Origin of the sequence: Pseudomonas sp. (assembly GCF_030147005.1) — a bacterium.
GTDB lineage: Bacteria > Pseudomonadota > Gammaproteobacteria > Pseudomonadales > Pseudomonadaceae > Aquipseudomonas.
In genome coordinates this window covers 15,823-40,347 of sequence record NZ_JASLAW010000175.1, presented here as the reverse complement: position 1 = coordinate 40,347, position 24,525 = coordinate 15,823, and the positions used below count along the sequence as shown (strand labels likewise).

Annotated in this window: 20 protein-coding genes; 7 read left to right on the top strand and 13 right to left on the bottom strand. The window is 59.4% G+C overall.

Annotation, left to right across the window (positions count from 1 at the left end):
• The first annotated feature begins 46 nt into the window (after positions 1–46).
• The 5 genes from rbfA (at position 47) to Q1V60_RS16355 (ending at position 4,970) form a co-directional block, all read left to right on the top strand.
• Positions 47–442, top strand: a complete 396-nt coding sequence (gene rbfA, locus Q1V60_RS16375) for a 30S ribosome-binding factor RbfA (protein ID WP_003176137.1) — start codon at positions 47–49, stop codon at positions 440–442.
• 3 nt (positions 443–445) lie between these two features.
• On the top strand, positions 446–1,363 hold the full coding sequence (gene truB, locus Q1V60_RS16370) for a tRNA pseudouridine(55) synthase TruB (protein WP_003194182.1): 918 nt from the start codon (positions 446–448) through the stop codon (positions 1,361–1,363).
• 116 nt (positions 1,364–1,479) lie between these two features.
• Entirely contained in the window at positions 1,480–1,749 is a 270-nt protein-coding gene (gene rpsO, locus Q1V60_RS16365; RefSeq protein WP_003176135.1) for a 30S ribosomal protein S15, read from the top strand.
• 198 nt (positions 1,750–1,947) lie between these two features.
• Positions 1,948–4,053 (top strand): polyribonucleotide nucleotidyltransferase, encoded by a 2,106-nt coding sequence (pnp, locus tag Q1V60_RS16360; protein ID WP_124427541.1) that lies wholly within the window; start codon positions 1,948–1,950, stop codon positions 4,051–4,053.
• A 296-nt stretch (positions 4,054–4,349) separates the two neighbouring features.
• Entirely contained in the window at positions 4,350–4,970 is a 621-nt protein-coding gene (locus Q1V60_RS16355) for a BON domain-containing protein (protein WP_300632310.1), read from the top strand.
• A 293-nt stretch (positions 4,971–5,263) separates the two neighbouring features.
• On the opposite strand, the gene Q1V60_RS16350 is transcribed toward Q1V60_RS16355, so the two are convergent.
• The 12 genes from Q1V60_RS16350 to dksA form a co-directional block, all read right to left on the bottom strand.
• Complete coding sequence (locus Q1V60_RS16350) at positions 5,264–8,197, bottom strand: DUF748 domain-containing protein (protein WP_300632308.1); 2,934 nt, start codon at positions 8,195–8,197, stop codon at positions 5,264–5,266.
• Between the two features lie 87 nt (positions 8,198–8,284).
• Positions 8,285–9,301, bottom strand: a complete 1,017-nt coding sequence (locus Q1V60_RS16345) for a class I SAM-dependent methyltransferase (RefSeq protein ID WP_300632306.1) — start codon at positions 9,299–9,301, stop codon at positions 8,285–8,287.
• 107 nt (positions 9,302–9,408) lie between these two features.
• Complete coding sequence (gene pgi, locus Q1V60_RS16340; protein ID WP_300632303.1) at positions 9,409–11,073, bottom strand: glucose-6-phosphate isomerase; 1,665 nt, start codon at positions 11,071–11,073, stop codon at positions 9,409–9,411.
• Positions 11,074–11,298: 225 nt separating this feature from the next.
• On the bottom strand, positions 11,299–12,150 hold the full coding sequence (panC, locus tag Q1V60_RS16335) for a pantoate--beta-alanine ligase (RefSeq protein ID WP_300632301.1): 852 nt from the start codon (positions 12,148–12,150) through the stop codon (positions 11,299–11,301).
• Complete coding sequence (gene panB / locus Q1V60_RS16330) at positions 12,147–12,947, bottom strand: 3-methyl-2-oxobutanoate hydroxymethyltransferase (RefSeq protein WP_300632298.1); 801 nt, start codon at positions 12,945–12,947, stop codon at positions 12,147–12,149. Before panB ends, panC begins: the two co-directional genes overlap by 4 nt.
• Positions 12,948–13,269: 322 nt before the next feature.
• A complete protein-coding gene (gene folK / locus Q1V60_RS16325; RefSeq protein ID WP_300632295.1) occupies positions 13,270–13,752 on the bottom strand; it encodes a 2-amino-4-hydroxy-6-hydroxymethyldihydropteridine diphosphokinase in 483 nt (160 codons plus the stop codon).
• A gap of 2 nt (positions 13,753–13,754) precedes the next feature.
• Positions 13,755–15,161, bottom strand: coding sequence for a polynucleotide adenylyltransferase PcnB (locus Q1V60_RS16320; protein WP_300632292.1), 1,407 nt, complete (start codon positions 15,159–15,161; stop codon positions 13,755–13,757).
• A 706-nt stretch (positions 15,162–15,867) separates the two neighbouring features.
• The gene (locus tag Q1V60_RS16315) at positions 15,868–17,298 is read right to left on the bottom strand and encodes a sigma-54 dependent transcriptional regulator (protein ID WP_300632289.1); all 1,431 of its coding nucleotides are present in this window, start codon (positions 17,296–17,298) and stop codon (positions 15,868–15,870) included.
• 22 nt (positions 17,299–17,320) lie between these two features.
• A complete protein-coding gene (locus Q1V60_RS16310; protein ID WP_300632286.1) occupies positions 17,321–20,275 on the bottom strand; it encodes a sensor histidine kinase in 2,955 nt (984 codons plus the stop codon).
• Positions 20,259–20,435: a hypothetical protein gene (locus Q1V60_RS16305; protein ID WP_003176118.1), complete on the bottom strand. Its 177-nt coding sequence runs from the start codon at positions 20,433–20,435 to the stop codon at positions 20,259–20,261. The genes Q1V60_RS16310 and Q1V60_RS16305 overlap by 17 nt, the downstream gene beginning before the upstream one ends.
• 62 nt (positions 20,436–20,497) lie before the next feature.
• The gene (gene gluQRS / locus Q1V60_RS16300; protein ID WP_300632281.1) at positions 20,498–21,385 is read right to left on the bottom strand and encodes a tRNA glutamyl-Q(34) synthetase GluQRS; all 888 of its coding nucleotides are present in this window, start codon (positions 21,383–21,385) and stop codon (positions 20,498–20,500) included.
• Between the two features lie 84 nt (positions 21,386–21,469).
• Positions 21,470–21,913: an RNA polymerase-binding protein DksA gene (gene dksA, locus Q1V60_RS16295; protein ID WP_300632278.1), complete on the bottom strand. Its 444-nt coding sequence runs from the start codon at positions 21,911–21,913 to the stop codon at positions 21,470–21,472.
• A 318-nt stretch (positions 21,914–22,231) separates the two neighbouring features.
• Between dksA and Q1V60_RS16290 the strand changes: the two genes are divergently transcribed.
• A complete protein-coding gene (locus tag Q1V60_RS16290; protein ID WP_300632275.1) occupies positions 22,232–23,404 on the top strand; it encodes a pyridoxal phosphate-dependent aminotransferase in 1,173 nt (390 codons plus the stop codon).
• On the top strand, positions 23,404–24,117 hold the full coding sequence (sfsA, locus tag Q1V60_RS16285) for a DNA/RNA nuclease SfsA (RefSeq protein ID WP_300632272.1): 714 nt from the start codon (positions 23,404–23,406) through the stop codon (positions 24,115–24,117). The genes Q1V60_RS16290 and sfsA overlap by 1 nt, the downstream gene beginning before the upstream one ends.
• Here the strand turns inward: sfsA and Q1V60_RS16280 are convergent.
• Positions 24,114–24,431: a Rieske (2Fe-2S) protein gene (locus tag Q1V60_RS16280; RefSeq protein ID WP_300632269.1), complete on the bottom strand. Its 318-nt coding sequence runs from the start codon at positions 24,429–24,431 to the stop codon at positions 24,114–24,116. The genes sfsA and Q1V60_RS16280 overlap by 4 nt on opposite strands.
• Between the last annotated feature and the right edge of the window lie 94 nt (positions 24,432–24,525).

Sequence of the window (24,525 nt, the reverse complement as noted above, 5' to 3'; positions counted from 1 at the left end):
TCAGACCCCACGGGTTTCACCGTGTGGCAGTAACAGGTAACAAGACATGGCAAAAGAATACAGCCGTACCCAACGTATCGGCGATCAGATGCAGCGCGAGCTGGCCCAACTGATCCGTCGCGAAGTCAAAGATCCGCGCGTTGGCCTGGTCACCATCACCGCCGTTGAAGTGAGCCGTGACGTGGGTCACGCCAAAATCTTCATCACTGTAATGGGTCAGGACAACAGCGAAGAAATCGCGCAGAGCATCAAGGTGCTCAACTCGGCCGCAGGTTTCCTGCGCATGCAGCTGGCCCGTGAAATGAAGTTGCGCAGCGTTCCGCAGTTGCACTTCCACTACGATGAAAGCGTCGTACGTGGCGCGCACCTGTCGGCACTGATCGAGCGCGCCGTGGCTGAAGACAGCCAGCATCCGTCCACACCTGAAGACGCCAAGGAGTAAGCGGTGGCTCAGGTCAAACGTATTCGTCGCAACGTCAGCGGCATCATTCTGCTCGACAAGCCCATTGGTTTTACCTCCAATGCCGCACTGCAGAAGGTCCGCTGGCTGCTCAATGCCGAGAAGGCCGGGCACACCGGCAGCCTCGATCCCCTGGCCACCGGCGTTTTGCCGTTGTGCTTTGGCGAGGCCACCAAGTTTTCGCAATACCTGCTTGATTCCGACAAGGGTTACGAAACCCTGATGCAACTGGGCAAGACCACCACCACGGCCGACGCCGAAGGGGATGTCTTGCAGGTTCGCGATGTGACCGTTGGTCGTGCCGATATTGAAGCTGCCTTACCCGCTTTCCGTGGGAAAATCAGTCAGATACCGCCGATGTACTCGGCCCTCAAACGTGATGGCCAGCCTCTTTACAAGTTGGCGCGTGCGGGTGAAGTGGTGGAGCGTGAACCGCGTTCTGTTACTATTGCCCGGCTGGAATTGCTTGCCTGTGAAGGTGACACTGCCCGGTTGGCGGTTGACTGCAGCAAAGGCACCTATATCCGTACCCTGGTGGAAGATATTGGTGAGCAACTGGGCTGTGGCGCATACGTTGCCGAACTGCGACGTACCCAAGCCGGACCTTTCACGCTGGCCCAAACGGTCACGCTGGAAGAGCTCGAAGCAGTACACGCCGAAGGCGGCAACGAAGCGGTAGATCGCTTCCTGATGCCATCGGACAGCGGTTTGCTGGATTGGCCATTGCTGCACTTCTCGGAGCACAGCGCGTTCTACTGGCTCAACGGCCAGCCGGTACGCGCTCCGGATGCCCCGAAGTTTGGCATGGTGCGAGTACAGGATCACAACGGTCGCTTTATCGGTATCGGTGAAGTGAGCGAAGACGGGCGCATCGCGCCACGTCGACTGATTCGGTCAGAATGACCGAACGAGTGTGGCTGTTAACAGGCATGGTCACTACTCATTTTTTAGATACAGGGATTTGTCCCTGGCCTGTTGAAACTGCCCCTTGGGCGGTTTCCTGAAAAAAGGATTGCCTCATGGCTCTCGACGTTCAAGAAAAAGCACAAATCGTAGCTGACTATCAGCAAGCTGTTGGTGACACTGGTTCGCCAGAAGTGCAAGTTGCACTGCTGACCCACAACATCAACAAACTGCAAGGTCACTTCAAGGCCAACGGTAAAGATCACCACTCCCGTCGTGGTCTGATCCGCATGGTAAACCAGCGCCGTAAGCTGCTGGACTACCTGAAAGGCAAAGATCTGGGTCGTTATCAGGCTCTGATCGGTCGCCTGGGTCTGCGTCGCTAATCAGCGATTGCGCTAGAGGTTGGTTGTCTGCCGTGTGCCAGTGGGTTTTCCCGCTGGCCCGTGGCGGGCTTCCAGCCTCAAGTTTTATCTGGATACACGTTTTACCCCCTGGACAAGGGTTGGGCCGATTCCCGACATTGCCCAAGAATTTCGCAAGAAAACAAGTTCCCCCAAGAGCCACAAAGAAGGTAGGACACCGTGAACCCGGTTATCAAAAAATTCCAGTTCGGTCAGTCGACCGTTACCCTCGAGACAGGCCGTATCGCCCGTCAAGCCTCCGGCGCAGTGCTGGTTACCGTTGACGACGACGTTACCGTATTGGTAACCGTGGTTGGCGCCAAGACCGCTGACCCGAGCAAAGGCTTTTTCCCTCTGTCCGTTCACTACCAGGAAAAGACTTACGCTGCCGGTAAGATCCCTGGCGGTTTCTTCAAGCGCGAAGGCCGTCCTTCCGAGAAAGAAACCCTGACTTCCCGACTGATCGACCGTCCGATCCGTCCGCTGTTTCCAGAAGGCTTCATGAACGAAGTGCAGGTTGTCTGCACCGTTGTTTCCACCAGCAAAAAGACCGATCCGGACATCGCCGCGATGATCGGTACTTCGGCTGCACTGGCTATCTCCGGCATTCCTTTCGATGGCCCGATCGGCGCTGCGCGCGTTGCTTTCCACGAAAGCACCGGTTACCTGCTGAACCCGACTTACGAGCAACAAAAAGCATCGAGCCTGGACATGGTCGTTGCCGGTACCTCGGAAGCCGTACTGATGGTTGAATCGGAAGCCAAAGAGCTGACCGAAGACCAGATGCTGGGCGCCGTACTGTTTGCTCACGACGAGTTCCAGGTGGTGATCAACGCTGTCAAGGAACTCGCCGCAGAAGCAGCCAAGCCAACCTGGACCTGGGCTCCACAGCCAGAAGCCACCGCTCTGCTGGCAGCTATCCGTGCCGAGTTCGGCGACGCGATCTCCCAGGCTTACGCCATCACCGTCAAGGCCGACCGTTACGCTCGCCTGGGCGAGCTGAAGGATCAGGTTGTGGCCAAGCTGTCCGGTGAAGAAGGCCAGCCTTCTTCCAGCGAAGTCAAAGCTGCTTTCGGTGAAATCGAATACCGTACCGTCCGCGAAAACATCGTTAACGGCAAGCCACGTATCGACGGTCGCGACACGCGCACCGTGCGTCCGCTGAACATCGAAGTCGGTGTTCTGCCGAAGACTCACGGTTCGGCGCTGTTCACCCGTGGTGAAACCCAGGCTCTGGTAGTCGCGACCCTGGGTACTGCCCGTGACGCACAGCTGCTGGACACTCTGGAAGGCGAGAAAAAAGACCCGTTCATGCTGCACTACAACTTCCCTCCGTTCTCGGTGGGCGAGTGTGGTCGCATGGGGGGTGCTGGTCGTCGTGAAATCGGTCACGGCCGTCTGGCCCGTCGTTCGATTGCCGCGATGCTGCCGGCTGCCGACGTGTTCCCGTACACCATTCGTGTTGTATCGGAAATTACTGAGTCCAACGGTTCAAGCTCGATGGCTTCCGTTTGTGGTGCTTCCCTGGCTCTGATGGACGCCGGTGTGCCGATGAAGGCGCCGGTGGCCGGTATCGCCATGGGTCTGGTTAAAGAAGGCGAGAAATTCGCCATCCTGACCGACATCCTGGGTGACGAAGACCACTTGGGCGACATGGACTTCAAAGTAGCCGGTACCGCCAAAGGCGTAACCGCGCTGCAGATGGACATCAAGATCAAGGGCATCACCGAAGAGATCATGGAGATCGCCCTGGGCCAAGCCCTGGAAGCGCGCCTGAACATCCTCGGCCAGATGAACCAGATCATTGGCCAGTCGCGTACCGAACTGTCGGAAAATGCTCCGACCATGATCGCGATGAAAATCGACACCGACAAAATCCGTGATGTCATCGGTAAAGGCGGCGCAACTATCCGTGCGATCTGTGAAGAAACCAAGGCCTCGATCGATATCGAAGACGACGGTTCGATCAAGATCTTCGGCGAAACCAAGGAAGCGGCTGAAGCTGCGCGCCAGCGCGTCCTGGGTATCACCGCTGAAGCCGAAATCGGCAAGATCTACGTCGGTAAGGTTGAGCGTATCGTCGACTTCGGTGCATTCGTCAACATCCTGCCGGGCAAAGACGGTCTGGTTCACATCTCCATGCTGAGCGACGCTCGCGTTGAGAAAGTGACCGACATTCTGAAAGAAGGCCAGGAAGTGGAAGTGTTGGTACTGGACGTGGACAACCGTGGCCGTATCAAACTGTCCATCAAGGACGTAGCAGCAGCCAAGGCTTCGGGCGTTTAATCACCCGTAAGCTTCATGCTGAAAAAAGGACTCTTCGGAGTCCTTTTTTTATGAGCGCAAGAAAAGTGAAGCAGAATCAGCTGTTTAGCCCAGTCCAAAAGCCGCAACTTGCATGCAGGCACGATGCGTTTCATGCAAGTTGCACGATTCCGAAAATCAGACCGTTTTATAACTCGTTGTTTTATAAGAGTTTTTATCTAGCTTGCGACTTGGCACACTGCCTGCACTATCCCTGTTAGCGCTGCAGCACCAAGATTTACGTACTGCAGTCTTTTAATAAAACAGGAGTTACTCGTATGAAGAAGTTCGCTCTCGCTACTGCTACCGCTCTGACTCTGGCCATGGGTGCTAACGTAGCCTTTGCTCAGACTTCCCCAGCCCCTATGACTTTGGCGGCCGGCGAAGCCACCCAGGCTAAGGAAGGCGTTTCGGATACTTGGATCACCACTAAAGTCAAAGCTGACCTGCTGACTGAAAAAGGCATTCCAGGTTCGGACATCAAGGTTGAGACCAACAAAGGTGTGGTTTCCCTGTCTTCCGACGTAGCTATCTCGGACTCGCAGAAAGCGACCGCCGTAGCGATCACCAAGAAGATCAAAGGTGTTACCGCAGTTTCTGCTGACGGCCTGATCGCTGGCGGCGCTACTAAGGCCGACGGCATGGACAAAGCCAACGGCGCAGCCGCTGACGCCAAAGGCGCCACCAGCGACACTTGGATCACCACCAAAGTGAAGGCTGACCTGGTTACCGAGAAAGGTATTCCTGGCACCGACATCAAGGTTGAAACCAACAAAGGCGTAGTGTCCCTGTCGTCCCCAACTGCTGTGACTGCCGCGCAGAAAGAAACTGCCGTAGCGATCACCAGGAAAATCAAAGGCGTTAAAGCTGTATCGGCTGATGGCCTGAAAGCAGAGTAACGCTACGGTTTCGTCTGAACTGAATAGCGGCGGCGTAGGGTGAGTCAGATATCCACCCGACGCACCTCTGGAGTTCATGCGACCGACCACACGGATGTGGTCATTACAGGCCCCGGCACTTGTGTCGGGGCCTGTTCTATTTGGCGGGTAAAAAAGTTGCAGGGCAAACAGTTGCGAAGAATGTGGATGCAGGCGTGCATCGCGAATGCGGTCTATCAAGCACGCTGTGCTGCCTGATCCACCGTGTTCGCGAGCAAGCCCGCTTCCACATTTACATACAGAGCCCTTGAACGTTACTCCGCATCCAGATGCATCGGGGTAACCACTCGACCATCCTTCTGCGCCTGCCCCAACTGCGCATCAATGAAGTACACGCGGTCGTCTTCCAGTTGAGCCTTATCCACCAAGTAGTCCTTGATGGTACTGGCCCGGTCTTGGCCCAGCTGGCGCAGAAGCACGTCACTGCCACTCCAGAACTTGATCACGCCGTCCTTGAGCTTGGCCGTGCGCTCATCGCTGCTGAGGTCTTTCCAGTCAGCCGGTGGTTGTTGTTTCAGGCGGGTACGGTAAATGCCTTCCAGCAAAGGCGCCTTGTCCTTCTCTGGCACGACAATCAACGACGCCTGAGCCGGGACTTTATCGCCACGACGCTGCAGGATTTTGTAGTAGTTGTATTGGTACTCACGCTCCAGCCGTTGTGCGGCCAGGAACGGGCCGTCGCTGCTGGCGGCGGCGGTCCCTTCGATTTCCAGACGCAGGGCAGGGCGCTCTTTGAGAGCCTTGGCCAGCGTGTTGAGGGCACCTTCGGCGTCTTTATTCAATTCACCGGAGCCTGCGGCGAACGACACGTTACCCAGGTCTTCCGAACCCCCGCCAGTGACCAGCCCGCCAATGAATTTGAAGGGGGCCGTGGCTGCGCGTACCACGAGGTTACGCAAGGTTTGCCATACAATCGGCATTACGCTGAATTGTGGGTTGTTCAGGTCGCCGGTTACCGGCAATTCAATGGAAATCTTGCCGTTGCTGTCTTTGAGCAAGGCAACCGCCAGGCGAATCGGCAAGTCGACGGCATCGGCGCTGTCGACTTTCTCGCCCAGTTGCAGTTGCTCGACCACCACTTTGTTCTGGGCCTTCAACTGGCCTTTGGTGATCACGTAGTGCAAGTCCAGGTTCAAACGACCTTTACGGATTCGAAAGCCTGCAAATTTGCCCGAGTAGGGTGTCAGCGTGGTCAACTCGACACGTTTGAAGCTGGTCGCAATGTCCAGCGCCGCCATGGGGTCGAACGGGTTTACGCTGCCCTTGATCGTTACCGGCGCGTAGCGGTCCACCTTGCCCTTGATGTCGACGCTGGCCGGCTTGGCCTGACGGCTGTCGATGGTGCCGATCTGGCCGTTGAGTTGTTGAATGGCGGTGGCGAAATTGGGCGTGAGGCTGAAGTCGGCGAAATTGGCCGAGCCGTCGTTGATCGCAACCTGTCCGATGTGGATACCCAGCGGCTTATCTTTGTTCGCTGCCGGTTTGGCGGCCGACTTGGCACCGCTGTCCGCCGGCTGAGGGATCAGCAGGTCGTCAATGTTGGTGGTGCGGTCATCGTTGATCATGAAGCGCGCATACGGTTGCAGCAGGTTGACCTTGTCGATCGACAGGCTGTCGCCATGCTGGTAGTTGACGCCTTCCAGCACCAGGCGCTGCCATTTGAGGAAGTCGCGGGACTTGAGGGTGTCCAGCGTGTGCAACTGATCTACCTGCGCCCGGCCGGTGACCTGAAGGGTGAGCGGCTCAGTGCTTTTCAGGTTTACATCCAAATTGCTGCCCAGCATGCCGCTGCGCAGCTCCAGACGGATGAACGGGCTGATGTAGGACTGGGCGACGCGCAGGTCGATGTCCTGGGTGTTCACTTTCAGCTTGGCGTTGACTGGGTTGAGATTGACCTCGCCGGTTGCCTGGATCTTGCCTTGCTTGCCCAGACCAGTGTCGACCTTCAAGGTAAACGGGCGTTGGTTGAGGCTGTCGAAATTCTGCACATCGATGTTCAACGGGCCCAGCTCCAGCGCTACCGCTGGGTTGGCCTGACGGTCAGCCAGGTGCACCTGATAGTTGCGCAGTTGCACATCCTTGAGCAGCACTTGCCAGGGTTTGTTCGGCGCCGCCGGTTGCGCTTCAGGCGAGTCGGCAGTCGCCGGCGCGGAGGCGGGCTCCGGCGTCTTGGCCGATTTTGCAGGTTGGCTGGCGAACAGTTTCTGCCAGTCCAGTTGCCCATCGGCCTCGCGGGCGGCCCAGGTTTCCAGTTTGTTGCTGCGGATCTTGCCGATTACTACGTGTTGCTTGGCCAGGTCTACCGTGGTTTCGCTGACGTCCAGGCGTTCCAGACGTACCAATGGCCGGCCGTCCGGTGCCTTGATCGCAAAGGGCGCGATGCTGGCGGTGGTGTTGGTCAGGTTCAGCTCGGTCTCTTTGGCCAGGCTGAATTTATAGTCAGTGCTGAAATTGAGCACGCCGTCCTCAAGCACCAGCGGCAAGGCGTCGCGTACATACGGCCACCAGGCTTTCATTTTGCCGTCGGTGACTTTCAGCGAGCCTTCGGAGGTGATCGGCACCAGGCTGAAGTTGCCTTTCCAGTCGATCTGCCCGCCCTCGGGACCCGCAGCCACCAGCGTCATGTCGGCGTTATCTTCCGGCAAGGTGCTGAGGTTTTTCAGCTCGAAGTCGAGTTTGTCGTAAAGAAATTCAATGGGTTCGCTGGGGCGTAAGTCCCGGAAGTGCACATAACCGGCTGCCAGCTTGATGCTGTCGATACGCAGCGGGAAAGGCTTGGCGTCGGGATCGGCGGGGGTTGGCTCGCTCGCAGGCAACTTGAACAGTTGCGCCAGGTTCAGTTGGCCGGACTTGTCGAAGAGTAATTCGGTCTTGGGCTGCTCGAGTTGAATATCGGCCAGGTGCAGGGCGCGGGTCCAGAGGCTGTCGACCTGCAGGTTGGCATAGAGGCGCTCGAAACCCAGCTGTTCTTTGCCAGGATCACCGATCTTCAGGCCCCATAACGTCAGCTCCAGGCTGAACGGGTTGAACTCGATACGCTCGATACGCGCCGGCACTGTCGCGTAATTGGCCAACTGCTGGTTGGCAATGCGAAGGGCAATGCCGGGCAGAATCAGAAAGCCCAGCAAGCTATACAAAGCGAGGGCGGTCAACAAGGCGCCTATGGCGCGGAACAATCCTTTGGGCATGGGTGACGCCATCTATGTCGAACAGGAGTGCCTTGGAGTATGGCACGTGATTTCGGTTCCGAAGAACAGCGGGGCCTGGGAAAGTTCCTACAATTGCAGGATCAGGGTCTTCAGCGGCGGTTGCCGGTCTTTCGACGGAAAGTCCGCTCCCGGCGCCATGACCTGCCAATCGCGTACAGGGCGACCGGCCTTTTCCGCGCAACGCAGCACCTGTTCGCGCCAGTCATCCATGCTCACTTTCGCCAGGTTGTTGCAGCAAATGAGTACGCCATCATCGGCGGTCGCCAACAACGCGGGTTTGAGCAGGCTTTGGTAGTCGCGCAGCAGGTCGACGGTGCCGAAGGCGCTTTTGGCCCAGGCGGGAGGGTCGAGCAGCACCAAGTCATACTGGCGCTGTTCAAGGCGCGGGTAGCTCGGCAGTTTCTGGCCCCGGCGCTGGGTGATCGCAAGGCCGGCCAGTTGGCGAATGGCAGGAAAGTAATCGGACTGTACGAACGCCATGGTCGGCAACTGCGGGTTCAGCAGACCGTTCTCGCGACCCACGGCAAGGTTGCCCTCGGCAAAGTCCAGGTTGCAGACTTCACGTGCGCCACCGGCAGCCGCGCTCAGCCCTACGCCGCAGGTGTAGGCGAACAGGTTGAGCACGCTTTTGCCGGCGCTGTGGTCCTTGACCCAGCCACGGGTGTTGCGCAGGTCAAGGAACAGCAGCGGGTCCTGCCCGGCATGTCGCCCGCGCACACGATAGTTGAGGCCCCATTCGTGACCGATCAGGTCTTGCAGTGCGGCTGGTTCGGCGCGGTAAACGGTGTCTTCACGGTCGATCCGTGAATTGCCACGGGAGCGGTCGTTGTATACCAGCAGCAACTCCAGGCCCATGTAGTGGCTGATCAGTTGGTGCAGGTCCAACAGATCAGCGCTTTGCAGGGATTGGTGGAAGCTCTGCACCAGCAATTGCGGGCCATAGCGATCGATCGTCAGGCCACCGGCGCCTTCTTGGCTGCCATGGAACAGCCGGTAGCAATCGGTGCCTTGGGCATGCAGTTCGCTGATCAAATCTTGGCGATGATCGAGGGCGGCGCGCAGCGCCTGGTTCAAGGGAGTCATGGAGCGCGCCTGCTTGCGGGAAATGAGGACAAATTGGGGCGCGCAGTTTAACAGCCCCGGCCTGAACAGGCCGGGGGTTATTTTGAGGCTATCGGTTCAGACGTTGATCAGCCGCGGTGACGGCCGCGGAAGTAGTTGATCAGGCCCTGGGTCGAAGCATCATCGGCCGCGGTTTCTTCGGCGCCGGTCAGGCGGTTGTAGACGCCTTTGCCCAGCTCTTTGCCCAGCTCAACACCCCACTGGTCGAAGGCATTGATGCCCCAGATAACGCTCTGGACGAACACTTTGTGCTCATACATGGCGACCAGCGCGCCCAGGCGGCGCGGGCTGATGCGTTCGACCACGATAGTGTTGCTCGGACGGTTGCCCGGGATCACCTTGTGGGGTGCCAGTTTCTGCACATCGGCCTCAGGGATGCCCTTTTCGCGCAGTTCCTCTTCGGCTTCGGCGCGAGTCTTGCCGAGCATCAGCGCCTGGCTCTGAGACAAGCAGTTGGCGTACAGCCACTGGTGGTGGTCGGAGACCGGGTTGAAACTCACGATCGGCACGATGAAGTCGGCCGGGATCAGTTGGGTCCCTTGGTGCAGCAACTGGTGATAGGCATGCTGCCCGTTGCAACCCACGCCGCCCCAGATCACCGGGCCGGTATCGGTGGCGACCGGGGTGCCGTCCTGGCGCACGCTTTTGCCATTGGATTCCATGTCCAACTGCTGCAAATGCTTGGTGATGTTACGCAGGTAATGGTCGTACGGCAGGATCGCATGGCTCTGCGAGCCCCAAAAATTGCCGTACCACACGCCCAGCAAGCCCAGCAGTACCGGCATGTTGGCTTCGAACGGCGCGTTCTGGAAGTGCTGGTCCATGGTGTAGGCACCGGACAGCAGTTCCTTGAAGTTCGACATGCCGATTGCCAGGGCGATGGGCAAGCCGATCGCGGACCACAGCGAGTAACGACCGCCGACCCAGTCCCACATCGGGAAGATGTTTTCTTCGCGGATGCCGAACGCCACGGCGGCTGCGTTGTTGCTCGACACGGCGATGAAGTGGCGGTACAGCTCGGCTTCCGAGCCGCCCTGCGCCAGGTACCAGGCGCGGGCGGCCTGGGCATTCTTCAGGGTTTCTAGGGTGTTGAAGGATTTGGACGAGACGATAAACAGCGTGGTCTCGGCGCGCAGCTTCATGGTCAGCTCATGGAACTCGCTGCCGTCGATGTTCGCCAGGTAATGGCAGCGCACGCCTTTATGGGCGTAGGACAGCAGCGCTTCGGAGACCAGCTCCGGGCCGAGGAACGAACCACCGATGCCGATATTCACCACGTCGGTGATCGGCTTCTCGGTGTAGCCGCGCCACAGGCCATCGTGGATGCGGCCGACCAGATCAGTGATCTGGTTCAGCACCTTGTGCACGTCCGGCATGATGTTCACGCCGTTGACCGACAACTTGTCGCCGACCGGGCGGCGCAGGGCTGTATGCAGCGCCGGACGGCCTTCGGAGGAGTTGACCGGCTCGCCGGCATACAGCGAGTCGATCGCATCCTTAAGGCCGACTTCGTTGGCCAGGCCCACCAGCAGGTCGCGGGTTTCGCGGGTGATCAGGTTTTTCGAGTAATCGAGGAAAAGCCCGCAGCTGCTCAGGGTGAATTCGGAAAAACGCTCGGGGTCGGCATTAAAGGCTTCGCGCATGCTGAAATCCTGCATGGCTTGGCGATGTTGATTGAGCGCTTGCCAGGCGGGCAGCGCGGTAACGTCATGAGGGGTGCGGTAGTACGCCATCGCTGCGGGTTTCCTTTTATTACGGGGACTGCCTTTAGGACACTTCAAAGCCCGGAACATCCCGTCTATTAACACGCGACGGGTTCCAGACAGCGCTAACTATAAGCGCAGGGCGATTACATTAAACCTAGCGTGTCGATATGTCTTGGCTTTGTCTGCGCAGTGGCCGGTACTTTTTTATACCGGCACAGCGATCAGCGCAATCGGCGGGGTGTCGAGAGGGGGTCAGTTGAGGTTCAGATGCAGGTTGTCGATCAGGCGCGTCGCGCCCAGGTAGGCTGCGACCAGGATCACGATGTCCTGATCCTCGGACGTGGCCGGGCGCAAGTGCACGCCTTGGCGCACTTCCAGATAGTCCATGCGCAAGCCGGCGGCTTCGATCTGCTGGATGTGCTCGGCGCGCAGTTTGGCGAAATCGTGCTCACCGCTTTTGATGGCATCGGCCATCTGGCTGAGGCTGCGGTACAGCACGGGTGCAATCGCGCGTTGCTCGTCGGTGAGATAGCCATTGCGCGATGACAGCGCCAGGCCATCGGCTGCGCGTACGGTCGGCTCTCCGATGATCTGGATCGGCATGTTCAGGTCATGCACCATGGCGCGAATCACCGCCAGTTGCTGATAGTCCTTTTGGCCAAAGACGGCCATATCGGGCTGGACCATATTGAACAGCTTGCTGACCACCGTGGCGACGCCTTCGAAATGCCCTGGACGGCTGGCGCCACACAGGCCTTCGGACAGTTGGGGGACGCTGACACGGGTCTGGCCGGTCATGCCGCCGGGGTACATTTCTTCCACCGCGGGCGCGAACAGCAGGTTGCAACCGGCCTGCAGCAGCATTTCCTGATCGGCGGCGAGGGTGCGCGGGTATTTGTCCAGGTCTTCGCCGGCGCCGAATTGCAACGGGTTGACGAAAATGCTCGTCACCACGAAGTCCGATTGCTGCGCGGCCTTGGTCACCAAGGTGGCGTGGCCGCTGTGCAAGTTGCCCATGGTCGGCACGAAGCCGATGCGCTTGCCGGCGTTGCGCGCGTGGGTCACGGCAGCGCGCAGTTCACGTACGGTTTTAACGGTGTTCATGCAGAGAATCCGTGTTCGGCGCCAGGGAAGGTTACTGCCTTGACTTCGCTGACGTAAGCGCTCAGTGCGGCGTGAATGCTGGGTTGGCCGGTCATGAAATTTTTCACGAATTTGGGCACGTGGCCGCTGATCGACAGGCCGAGCATGTCGTGCAGCACCAGCACCTGGCCATCGGTGGCGGAGCCGGCACCGATGCCGATCACCGGTACCTTGACGGCCTGGGTAATTTCGGCGGCCAGTTCACTGGGTACGCACTCCAGCAGAATCATTGCGGCGCCGGCTTGTTCCAGGGCGATGGCGTCGGCGCGCATCTGGCGTGCCTGGGCTTCGTTGCGGCCCTGTACCTTGTAGCCGCCAAGGAGGTTGACCGATTGCGGCGTCAGGCCCATGTGCGCGCATACCGGTACGCCGCGCTCAGCCAGCAGTCGGATCGACTCGGCGAGCCATACGGCACCTTCGACCTTGATCATGTGCGCACCTGCTTGCATCAGTTTGCCGGCGTTCTGGAAGGTCTGTTCGAGCGTGGCATAACCCATGAATGGCAGGTCGGCGATGATAAATGCGCCGTCATTGCCACGCTTGACGCTGGCAGTGTGGTACGCGAGTTCATCGGTGGTGACGGGTAGCGTGCTGTCATTCCCTTGAAGAACCATGCCCAGGGAGTCGCCTACCAACAGCACCTCGACCCCGGCCTGGCAGCTGGCGTGGGCGAAAGTGGCGTCGTAGCAGGTCAGCATGGTGATTTTTTCACCTCTGAGCTTGAGGCTCTGCAAGGTGGTCAGGGTAATGTCTGGCATGAAAAGGGTCCTCATTCAGGCGCTTGGAAACAGCGAGCAACGCGCGTGAGTCTTCGTTTATACAGGCGCACCGTCTTGAGAGCAGTGCTTATAAGGCCTGGATTGCGCCCTTCAGCGCCGGGTTGGCGGCAGCGGGACGCCTATAGTCGTGAGGAGGACACGGGAAGTCAATTGGATGTGTTACCGCATTGTTACGATGGCGGTGTTACCGCTGTTACTGACGCGATTGTAGGAGCGAGCGTGCTCGCGAAGAACGCATAGGCACCGCGTTTAATCAGGCTGTGTGCGTGATCGTTGACGATTTTTGCGAGCACGCTCGCTCCTACAGAGGTAAGCGTTCCAGGCCGACAAACGGGCAGTCCGCCAGTAAGTCACGCAGGGTTGCGCCATTAGGTAATGGCAGGTTCGCAGGTGCCAGCTCAGCCAATGGATAAAGCACGAACGCACGAAGATGCATCTGATAATGCGGCACCTTGAGGCGCGGCTCATCAATCAGGCGTTCGCCGAATAGCAGGATATCCAGGTCCAGCGTGCGCGGCCCCCAACGCTCGGCGCGCTCGCGGCCCTGATCGTTTTCGATCGCCTGCAGCGCATCGAGCAGGTCCAAGGGCGCAAGGGTGCTGTCCAGGGCCGCCACCGCGTTGGTGTAGCGCGGTTGGCCTGGAAGCAGGGAGTCACTTTGATAAAAGGCGGATACACCGGCGAGGGTAGTGCCGGGCAATTGCGTCAAGGCGTCGATAGCGCTGCGCAATTGCTGTTCGGGGGCAGCCAGGTTGCTGCCCATGCCGATGTATATACGCTCCACGTTTATTCGCCTGCTGCGCCTGGGGTATCGGCGGCGCTGCGTTTGCGCTTGCTGGAGCTGCGGCGGCGCTTTTTCGGCCCTTCACCGGTGCTATCGCCTTTACTGCCGAGTTCGCGAATCATCTCGCGGCGTTGGCTGTCATTGGCATCCTGATAGTCGGTCCACCATTCACCCAGGCCGTCGGTCTGCTCGCCGGCGCTTTCGCGCAGCAGCAGGAAGTCGTAGCCGGCGCGGAAGCGCGGGTTTTCCAGCAACAGGTCGGCGCGTTTGCCGCTGCGGCGCGGCAGGCGCTCCTGCATGTCCCAGATCTCACGGATCGGCAGGGTAAAGCGCTTCGGAATGGCGATGCGCTGGCACTGCTCGGTGATCAATTCGTGGGCGGCTTCCTGCATGGCTGGGATCGGCGGCATGCCGCGGTCCTGCAAGCGCAGTACGCGTTTGGGCAGGGCCGGCCACAACAGGGCGGCAAACAGGAACGCCGGGGTGACCGGCTTGTTCTGTTTGATGCGCAAGTCAGTGTTGATCAACGCTTCGCTGATCAGGGTATGGGTGTACGTCGGGTTGTATTCCAGCGCCTCGGCACTGGCCGGGAACAGCGGGTCGAACAACTGCAGGTCGACGAGCATTTCAAAGGTGTCGGCGGCGTAGCCCGAGAGGAAGAGCTTGAGCACCTCTTCAAACAAGCGTGCCGACGGAATTTCCCGCAGCATCGGTGCCAGCTCGCGAATCGGTGCGGCCGTGTGTTTCTCGATACCAAAGTTAAGCTTGGCGGCGAACCGCACCGCGCGCAGCATGCGCACCGGGTCTTCCTGGTAGCGCTGCGTCGGGTCGCCGATCAGGCGGATCAGGTTGTTGCGGATATCGTGCACGCCGTTGGCGTAATCGAGGATGCGCTCGCTGACCGGATCGTAATACAGGGCATTGATGGTGAAGTCGCGGCGTTGCGCGTCTTCTTCCAGGGTGCCGTAGACGTTGTCGCGCAGGATACGTCCGCTCTCGTTGCGGGAAGACTGGTTGGTGTCTTCCTCTTCATCGTTTTGCGGCGGATGGCCGGCGCGGAACGTTGCGACCTCGATGATTTCGCGACCGAAGTGAATATGCACCAGCTTGAAGCGGCGCCCGATGATCCGCGCATTGCGGAACTCGGCACGGACCTGTTCAGGCGTGGCGCTGGTGGCGACGTCGAAATCTTTCGGCGTGATATTGAGCAGCATGTCGCGTACGCACCCGCCCACCAGGTAGGCCTGGTAGCCGGCGTTCTGCAAACGTTCGACGATGTTCACTGCGTAACGGCTGAATTGAGCGCGCTGCAATGAATGCTGATTGCTGTTAAGCACTTCAGGCGTGCTGCGAATGTGTTGCGTACGACGCAAGGGAGAACGGAATGACTGGAACAACTTCTTCAGCATGGGATGCACTGTTTGAAGGAATGTTCGGCCATAACGAAGAATGACCGCATGATGGGCCGGGATTCTAGCATTTAGTCGGGTGATGGTGTAGGAACAAGCTGCGGGCGTTGCGCCTTAAGCGTTAGAAAGTCAATCCAGAGGCAATTTGCGCAAACTACAAGGGGAGCCGAAGCTCCCCCAGAAGTAGTTGCATGCTCTATTTTTATTATTGATTTCGGGCTTCTTGTTTTTGTTGATCGCCCTCGCCGTGAAGCTTCACCTTCATGACACTCCCAATCGGGAGTCAAGAGCAAACGGATTGCTTTGGTCGCTGTGTTGCTGATCTACGATCCAACCAGTTCAGGCTCTGCCTTAGGGCAGTTTTTGTTGTTCTCGGCCTGGTTGCGGGGCAAGCCCCAATGCAACGCCTCTCCAAAAGAATCAGTTAGCTGCGCCTCCGCCGTGTTGTTTTTGTTATGCGTGAGTCGATTCGTCTTATTTTTATTGTCTTGTACAAAGCTTGTTATTGTTTTTGTACTAAGCATATAGCAGGGTGCGTGCCAACTTTTGCACCGCCCCGCAAAAGCGGGGGGTTGAGGCGATTCTTGGGTTTTGACGGGCGAAAAAAAGCCGGGGCTTCGTTACCGTAAGCCCCGGCTTTTGTTACGCGAAATATCCGCGGTAACAGTTTTTTCACATAAGCACGTGTTACCTGTGGCGCCGGCCCTCAGCTTTCGCTGGCGACGCCGGTCTTGCGCCGCGGAATGCCCAGGCGTTGGCGACGTTCCCACAGGCACTTGCGGCTTACGCCCAACTTGCGTGCCAGTTCGGTCTCGGTCATGTGGTCCTGGTGCTCGAGGACGAAATGCTGGAAGTAGTCTTCAAGGGACAAATCTTCCGTCGGCTCATGGCTGGTATTGCTGCCTGCGCCCTGTTGTGGCGCAAGGCCGATGAAGTCGTCGTCGTCCAAATCGCTGAGTTCGATATCGATGCCCAACAGCTCGGCGGATATTTCCGGGCTTTCCGACAGGATGACCGCACGCTCGACGGCGTTCTCCAGTTCGCGCACGTTGCCCGGCCATGAGTAATGCCGGATGGCCTGTTCCGCGTCCGGTGCAAATTTCAGGTCGGTACGGTTGATGCGCGCGCTCTGGCGCAGCAGGAACGCACTCGCAATTTCATTGACGTCGGCGCCACGCTCGCGCAGTGCCGGCAGCTTGAGCGCAATCACGTGCAAGCGGTAATACAAGTCTTCGCGGAACTGGCCGATCTTGGCCAGGCTCTTGAGGTCGCGGTGCGTCGCTGCGATCAGGCGTACATCAACCTTTTGCGATTGCACCGAACCGACTCGGCGAATTTCACCTTCCTGCAGCACTCGCAACAAGCGCGCTTGCGCTTCCAGCGGCAACTCGCCGATTTCGTCGAGGAACAGGGTGCCGCCGTCGGCTGCTTCGACCAAGCCTGCACGCCCGGCGCTGGCACCGGTGAACGCGCCTTTTTCGTGGCCGAACAATTCGGACTCGATCAAGGATTCCGGGATTGCTGCGCAGTTCACCGAGATCATCGGTGCCTTGGCGCGCTTGGACAGGTTATGCAGGGCGCGGGCCACCAGTTCCTTGCCGGTGCCCGACTCACCCTGGATCAATACATTGGAGTCGGTGGGCGCCACTTTGCGGATCTTGCTGTAAAGGTCCTGCATCGGCGGACAGGAGCCGATGATGCCGATCTCGCCGTTACTGTTATCGACACCCGGCTTGTCCGCAGCTTTTGCTGCCGGACGTTGTTCGGCTGGCGCACTGCTGGCCGACTGGCGGTCGCGCAGGATGCGGGCCACCGCCTGGAGCATCTCGTCGTGGTCGAAAGGCTTGGCGATGTAGTCCACCGCGCCCATCTTCATCGAGTCCACCGCCGAGCGCAGGCTGGCGTAGCTGGTCATGATCAGCACCGGAGTGCCCTGGCCCAGCTTGATCAATTCGGTACCCGGCGCGCCCGGCAAACGCAGGTCGCTGACGATCAGGTCGAACGTGGGAATACTGAACCGCTCCTGGGCCTCCTGCACCGAGCCAGCTTCGCTGACCTGGTACTGATTACGTTCAAGCAGGCGACGCAAGGCGGAGCGGATGATGGTTTCGTCTTCGACGATCAAAATGTGCGGCATTGATTCAATTCTCTCGACGGTCTCAGTTCACAGCGGACGTCGCTTCGACATGACGCGGCAAGGTCACCCGGATACGGGTGCCGCGTTGGCTCTGAACATCGGCCGGGCTGTCGATGGTGATTTGTCCATAATGCTCTTCAACGATGGAATAGACCAGTGCAAGGCCCAGACCGGTACCTTCACCTGGGTCCTTGGTGGTGAAGAAAGGTTCGAACAATCGGTCCATGATGTTCTTTGGAATGCCGCTGCCTTCGTCCTCCACGATCAGGTCGACCGTGTGCTCGAAAGCCTCGCTCTTGACGCGCACCGCAGTGTGCGGCGCAGACGCGTCGCGAGCGTTGGACAGCAGGTTGATCAGGACCTGGGCCAGGCGCTGGGAGTCGCCATCGACCCAATGGTCCGGATCGCACAGGTTAAAGAACTGTACTTCGAAATTGCGCCGATTCAAGGCCAGCAGCCCAATGGCATCCTGCGCCACTTCGGCCAGGCACACCGCTTCGTCCTGATTCCGATGGCCGCCTGCGTGGGCGAAGCTCATCAGCGACTGCACGATGCGCGACACGCGCTTGGTCTGCTCAAGGATCTGCCCGCTGATTTCGGTGATTTCACCGTCTTCCTCGCGCTCCTCGCGCAGGTTTTGCGCCAGGCAGGCGATACCGGTGATCGGATTGCCTATCTCATGAGCCACGCCGGCGGCCAGGCGACCAATGCTGGCCAGGCGCTCGGAGTGCACCAGCTTGTCTTCGAGCATCTGAGTGTCGGTGAGGTCTTCAACCAATAACACCAGGCCACTGTTCCCGGGGGCCAGGGGTTCGTCAATGGCGGCTTTGTGCAGGTTGAGCCAGCGGGTCTGGCCGTCGAGGGCCAGGTGCTGCTTGTGCAAATGCTCGTCGGGCAGGTTGATAAAGCCCTGGAGCAGTTCTTTCCATGGGTCGCCAAGGGTATTGAGGCGGGAGCCGACCACGCGTTGCGCGGCGATACCGGTCAGCTCCTCCATGGCCTTGTTCCACATCAGGATTTCCTGGTCCTTGGCCAGAGAGCACACGCCCATCGGCAGTTCCTGCAGGGTCTGGCGGTGGTAGCGGCGCAGGGCATCAAGCTCGGCGGCGAGGCCGGTGAGGCGCGAGTGATAGTCCTCCAGCCGGCTTTCGATGAAATGGATGTCTTCGGTCACGTAGTTTTCGCCGCCCGCTTTGTAAGGCAGGAAGGTTTCCACCATGTCCTGGGACACGCTGGGGCCCATCAGCCCGGACAAGTTGGCTTCGATACGGTCACGCAAACGCCGCAGGGCATAGGGGCGACGCTCGTCGAACGGCAGGTACAAGTCGCGCAAGGCCTGTTCGACTTCCTTTTGCGCCGCCTTGGCGCCGAGCGGCTTGGCCAGTTGTGTGGCGAATTCCTGGGGCGAGGCCGCATGCAGCTCACGGCGTTGCGGGCGGCGCACGTTGTCCACCGCACAGGCTTCGGCGGCGCTGGTTTCTTCGGGGCTGGCGTTGGTGAACAACGAGATCAGCGTGAACATCAGCACGTTGGCGGCCAGCGAGGCGATCGCGGCCATGTGCCAGCTCGTGTCGTCCAGCACGTAAATCATGTTCAGCAAGGGAATGTAGAACCCCTGCAGGTTGCCGACCAGTGGTAGCAACATAGTGACCAGCCACACCAGGATGCCCGCCAGCAACCCGGCGATAAAACCACGGCGATTAGCGGTCGGCCAGTACAGCACTGACAGCACGCCCGGCAGGAACTGCAAGGTGGCCACAAATGCCACGATGCCGAGGTTGGCCAGGTCCTGCCCGGCTCCCAGCAGCAGATAAAAAGCGTAGCCGGCCATGATGATCGCCACGATCAGCGCGCGGCGCGTCCATTTCAGCCAGCGGTAGATGTTGCCTTCGGCCGGGGGCTGGTACAGCGGCAGCACCAGGTGGTTAAGCGCCATCCCGGAGAGCGCCAGCGTGGTGACAATGATCAAGCCACTGGCTGCCGACAAACCGCCGACATACGCCAGCAGCGCCAGGGCCGGGCTGTTGGCGGCGATGCCAATGCCAAGGGTGAAATACTCAGGGTTGGTGGTGGCCCCCAGTTTCAGGCCGGCCCAGAGAATCAGCGGCACCGCCAGGCTCATCAACAGCAGGAACAGTGGCAGACCCCAGCTGGCGCTGACCAGTGAGCGTGGGTTGAGGTTTTCGGTGAAGGTCATGTGGTACATGTGCGGCATCACGATCGCCGAGGCGAAAAACACCAGCAGCAGCGTTCGCCATGGGCCTTCTTGCAGAGGCGTGTGCAAGGCGGCGAGGGCGGTCTGGTTTTGCAGCAGCCACAATTCCAACTGTTGCGGGCCGTCGAACACGCCGTAAAGCGCATAAAGGCCGACGCCGCCGATGGCAATCAGCTTGATGACGGACTCAAAGGCAATCGCAAACACCAGGCCCTGATGTTTTTCGCGGGTGGCGATATGGCGAGAACCGAAAAAAATGGTGAACAGGCTGATCAATGCGCAGAAGGCCAGGGCAACGCGGTGTTGCACCGGCTCGCGGGTGAGGATGCTGATGGAGTCGGCCACTGCCTGGATCTGCAGGGCCAGCAGCGGCAGCACGCCGATCAGCATGAAAATCGTGGTGAGCGCGCCGGCCCAGGTACTGCGAAAGCGAAAGGCAAACAGGTCTGCCAGGGAGGACAACTGGTAGGTACGGGTGATTTTCAGGATCGGGTACAGCAACACCGGCGCCAGCAGGAATGCACCGGACACCCCAAGGTAGCTGGAGAGGAAGCCATAGCCGTACTGATAGGCCAGGCCCACCGTACCGTAGAACGCCCAGGCGCTGGCATACACGCCAAGGGACAAGGTGTAGGTCAATGGGTGGCGAATGATCGCCCGCGGAATCATTCCGCGCTCACTGATCCAGGCAACGCCGAACAACGCAGCCAGGTAGGCGGCGCTGATCAGCAGCATCTGGGTGAGGCTAAAGCTCATCGGCATCTTTTTGGCTCTGCAGGATGAAGGTCACGACGATCAGGATCAGCCAAAGCAGATAAGGACGGTACCAGGCGCCCGTGGCATCGATCCACCAATCCATGATGGCGGGGGAAAACAGGTAGATCCCGACGACCAGCAGCAGGACCAATCGATAGATGTACATGTTGGCCTCTGAGTGAAGAATTGCGGCGATGGTAACGGATGGCTGGCAAGCTGCAAGCGCCTTCAGCTCAATTGCGCTTCGGCCAGCGTGAGTGTGCGCGGGATCAGCGTGGCATCCCAGTGCTGGATGCCCCAATCCAGCAGTTCCCGTGGGCTGGCGTAAAGCAGCGCGTCACTGGCCGGCTGGCCGAGGGCGCGCAGCGCTCTGAGCAGCAAAGGTGTGGCCTGGTCTGCCGTCAGCGGTGGCGAACGGTATGATTTGCCCAGTTTGTTACCGTCCGGCTGGACGATCAGCGGCACATGCAGGTAACGCGGCTGGCGCAGGCCGAGTAATTCCTGGAGGTAGAGCTGGCGTGGCGTGGAGTCGAGCAGGTCGGCGCCGCGCACGATGTCGGTAATGCCTTGCCAGGCGTCATCCAGCACCACGGCCAGTTGATAGGCGTACAGACCATCGCGGCGGCGGATGATGAAGTCGCCTGCATCGCGCCCCAGATGCTGTCGGAATTGGCCCTGTACGCGGTCGGTGAAATGATATTCAAGCTCGGGCACGCGCAGACGGATAGCGGCATCCTGCTGATCGTGACCGGCATTGCGGCAAAGGCCGGGGTAAATCCCGTTGTAGGGTTCCAGCTGTTTGCGCGAGCAGGTGCAGGCGTAGGCCAGGCCGTGGTTGAACAGGTCGTTCAATACCTTGGCGTAGGCGTCGTGTCGCTCGCTCTGCCGGACCAGTTCGCCATCCCATTCAAAGCCGTAGCTTTCCAAGGCATGCAGGATCGCCGCCTGGGCGCCGGGTTCTTCACGGGGCGGATCGAGGTCTTCCATGCGCATCAGCCAACGGCCTTGATTGGCGCGGGCGTCGAGGTAGGAGGCGAGGGCGGCGACTAGGGAGCCGAAGTGCAAATGGCCGCTGGGCGTGGGGGCGAATCGCCCGATATAGGTAGAGGCAGTCATGAGGCGGATACTACTGGAAAATCGGTAAACGCCAGAAACAAAAATGGGGCGTTCGCACGCCCCATTCGTTCAGCCCGGCAGGCATTACTTGCCGACCTGTTTTTCCTTGATTTCGGCCAAGGTCTTGCAGTCTACACAGAGGTCCGCGGTCGGGCGGGCTTCAAGGCGACGGATACCGATCTCGACGCCGCAGGATTCGCACCAGCCGTATTCTTCGTCTTTGATCAGTTGCAAGGTCTTGTCGATTTTCTTGATCAACTTGCGCTCGCGATCACGGGCGCGCAGTTCAAGGGCAAACTCTTCTTCCTGGCTGGCACGGTCGGCCGGGTCAGGGAAGTTGGCTGCTTCGTCCTTCATATGGTCAACCGTGCGGTCGACCTCCTGCATCAAGTCCTGTTTCCACTTGTTGAGGATTTTAGTGAAGTGCTCGCGCATGGGCTCGCCCATGTACTCCTCGCCCTTTTTTTCCACATAGGGTTCGAAGCCGCCGAGGCCTGGTGCTGTTTGTTGCTTTGCTTGGGTGGACATGAATAGACCGCCTCTCACTCTTCTAATCCATTGCGCAGGATTGCAACGTCACCGACACCTGCCGGCCCTGCGGCTGCAAGCGGGCGAACTTACCAGATAGATTCGGGGTGCGCCACTCCCGGTTGTCGAGCCTGTCGCGTCGGGGTTGCAAACTGCAACGGCCCGCCATGGCTGGCTATGTCTTGTGTCAGGTGTTGATTTTAGTCGTTTTGCCGGCGCTTGCCCGGACCGTGAAGTCGGCCGGTCAGGCAATAGAGCATGTTTTACCGTGAGGGTTCGGTAGAATCCAGATTTTGTCTCACCGTCTAAGGAAGGCTAATGGCTCAGCCCTATAGTGCGCGCAGTCGCGCCATCGAACCTTTTCATGTCATGGCATTACTGGCGCGGGCCAATGAGCTGCAGTCAGCCGGTCACGACGTGATTCACCTTGAAATCGGCGAGCCGGATTTCACCACCGCCGAGCCGATTATCCAGGCTGGCCAGGCCGCGTTGGCCAACGGCAAGACCCGCTATACCGCCGCCCGTGGGCTGCCCGAGTTGCGCGAAGCGATCAGCGGTTTCTACCAGCAGCGCTACGGGTTGAGCGTAGATCCGCAACGTATTCTGATCACGCCCGGTGGCTCCGGCGCGTTGTTATTGGCCAGCAGCCTGCTGGTGGATCCGGGCAAGCACTGGCTGTTGGCGGATCCAGGCTACCCCTGCAACCGGCATTTCCTGCGCTTGGTGGAGGGCGCGGCGCAGTTGGTGCCGGTGGGGCCCGACGTACGCTACCAATTGACCGCTGATCTGGTGACCAGGCACTGGAACCAGGACAGCGTGGGCGCCCTGGTTGCGTCCCCGGCCAACCCGACCGGGACCATTCTCACTCGAGACGAACTGGCCGGACTGTCGAGTGCCATCAAGGCACGCGACGGCCATCTGGTGGTTGACGAGATCTATCATGGCCTCACCTACGGCACCGACGCCGCCAGCGTGTTGGAAGTCGACGACGACGCTTTCGTCCTGAATAGTTTTTCGAAGTATTTCGGCATGACCGGCTGGCGCCTGGGCTGGCTGGTTGCTCCACCTGCAGCGGTCGATGAATTGGAGAAGTTGGCGCAAAACCTTTACATCAGCGCGCCGAGCATGGCCCAGCATGCGGCCTTGGCCTGTTTCACCCCGCGGACTCTGAGCATTCTGGAGGAGCGCCGCGCCGAGTTTGGCCGGCGTCGTGACTTCCTGCTGCCAGCCCTGCGCGAGTTGGGGTTTGGTATTGCCGTAGAGCCGGAAGGGGCGTTCTATCTCTATGCCGATATCAGCATGTTCGGCGGTGATGCCTTCGCATTCTGCCGCCATTTCCTGGAAACCGAATATGTTGCTTTCACCCCGGGGCTGGATTTCGGTCGTTATCAGGCGGGTCATCATGTGCGTTTTGCCTACACGCAAAACCTTGATCGGCTACAAGAAGCGGTGGAGCGAATTGCTCGCGGCTTGCGGAGTTGGCAAGGCTGATGCGTTTTCATCCTCCCCTCGAAACAGGTCGGCTAATTCGCCGCTATAAGCGGTTTCTCACCGATATCGAAACCGCTACCGGCGAGTTACTCACCATTCACTGCCCGAACACCGGTTCGATGCTCAACTGCATGGTGGAAGGCGGCCAGGTCTGGTTCAGCCGTTCCACTGACCCCAAGCGCAAGTTGCCGGGCACTTGGGAAATCGCCGAAACGCCCCAGGGGCGGCTGGCATGCGTCAACACGGCACGCGCCAATCAGTTGGTCGAAGAGGCATTGCGTGCCGGGCTGATCACTGAGCTCAATGGCTTTACCGCGTTGAAGCGGGAAGTGCCTTACGGGCAGGAAAAAAGCCGCATCGACTTTCGCCTGGAATACCCGCACGGCGCGGCGTTTGTCGAAGTCAAAAGTGTCACTTTGGGCTTTGATGGCACCTCTGTGGCGGCATTCCCCGATGCGGTGACCCAGCGCGGTGCCAAGCACTTGCGAGAGTTGGCCTACCTGGCGCGCGAAGGCGTTCGGGCAGTGCAGTTGTATTGCGTCAATTTGTCGGGGATCGATGCGGTGCGTCCGGCGGTGGAAATTGACGCGGGTTACGCCGCTGCATTGCGTGAGGCGAAGGCGGCGGGGGTCGAGGTGCTGGCGTACGGTGTACGGGTCACGCCTGAAGAGATCTACATCGAGCGTGCGTTGAAAGTGCTGTTGGGCACTTAGAGTTCCACCCACAGGCCTTGTTCGTCTTCACGGCCGGGCAGGGCGGTGAGGCTCTGGCCTGCGCAGGGGCCGGCGATGCATTCGCCGCTTTCGATCAGGAACAGCGCCCCATGGGTGGCGCATTGAATCAGGCTGGCGCTTGAGTCGAGGAAGCCGTTCGGCTGCCATTCCAGCGGGATGCCGCGATGGGGGCAGCGGTTGACATAGAAGTAGGCAACGCCATCCCGCCTCACCGCCAGCAGTTTGCAGCCGTCGATATCAAAACCGAGGCTGCTGTCGGGCGCGAGGGCCTTGGAGGGGCAGAGAAACTTCATTTCATTCCTTAAGTGCCTTGACGTTCAAATGCAAACAATTATCAAATGCCCGCTTCGCCCGTCAGCTGATCGGGTGCTCAATACGATGCCGGGT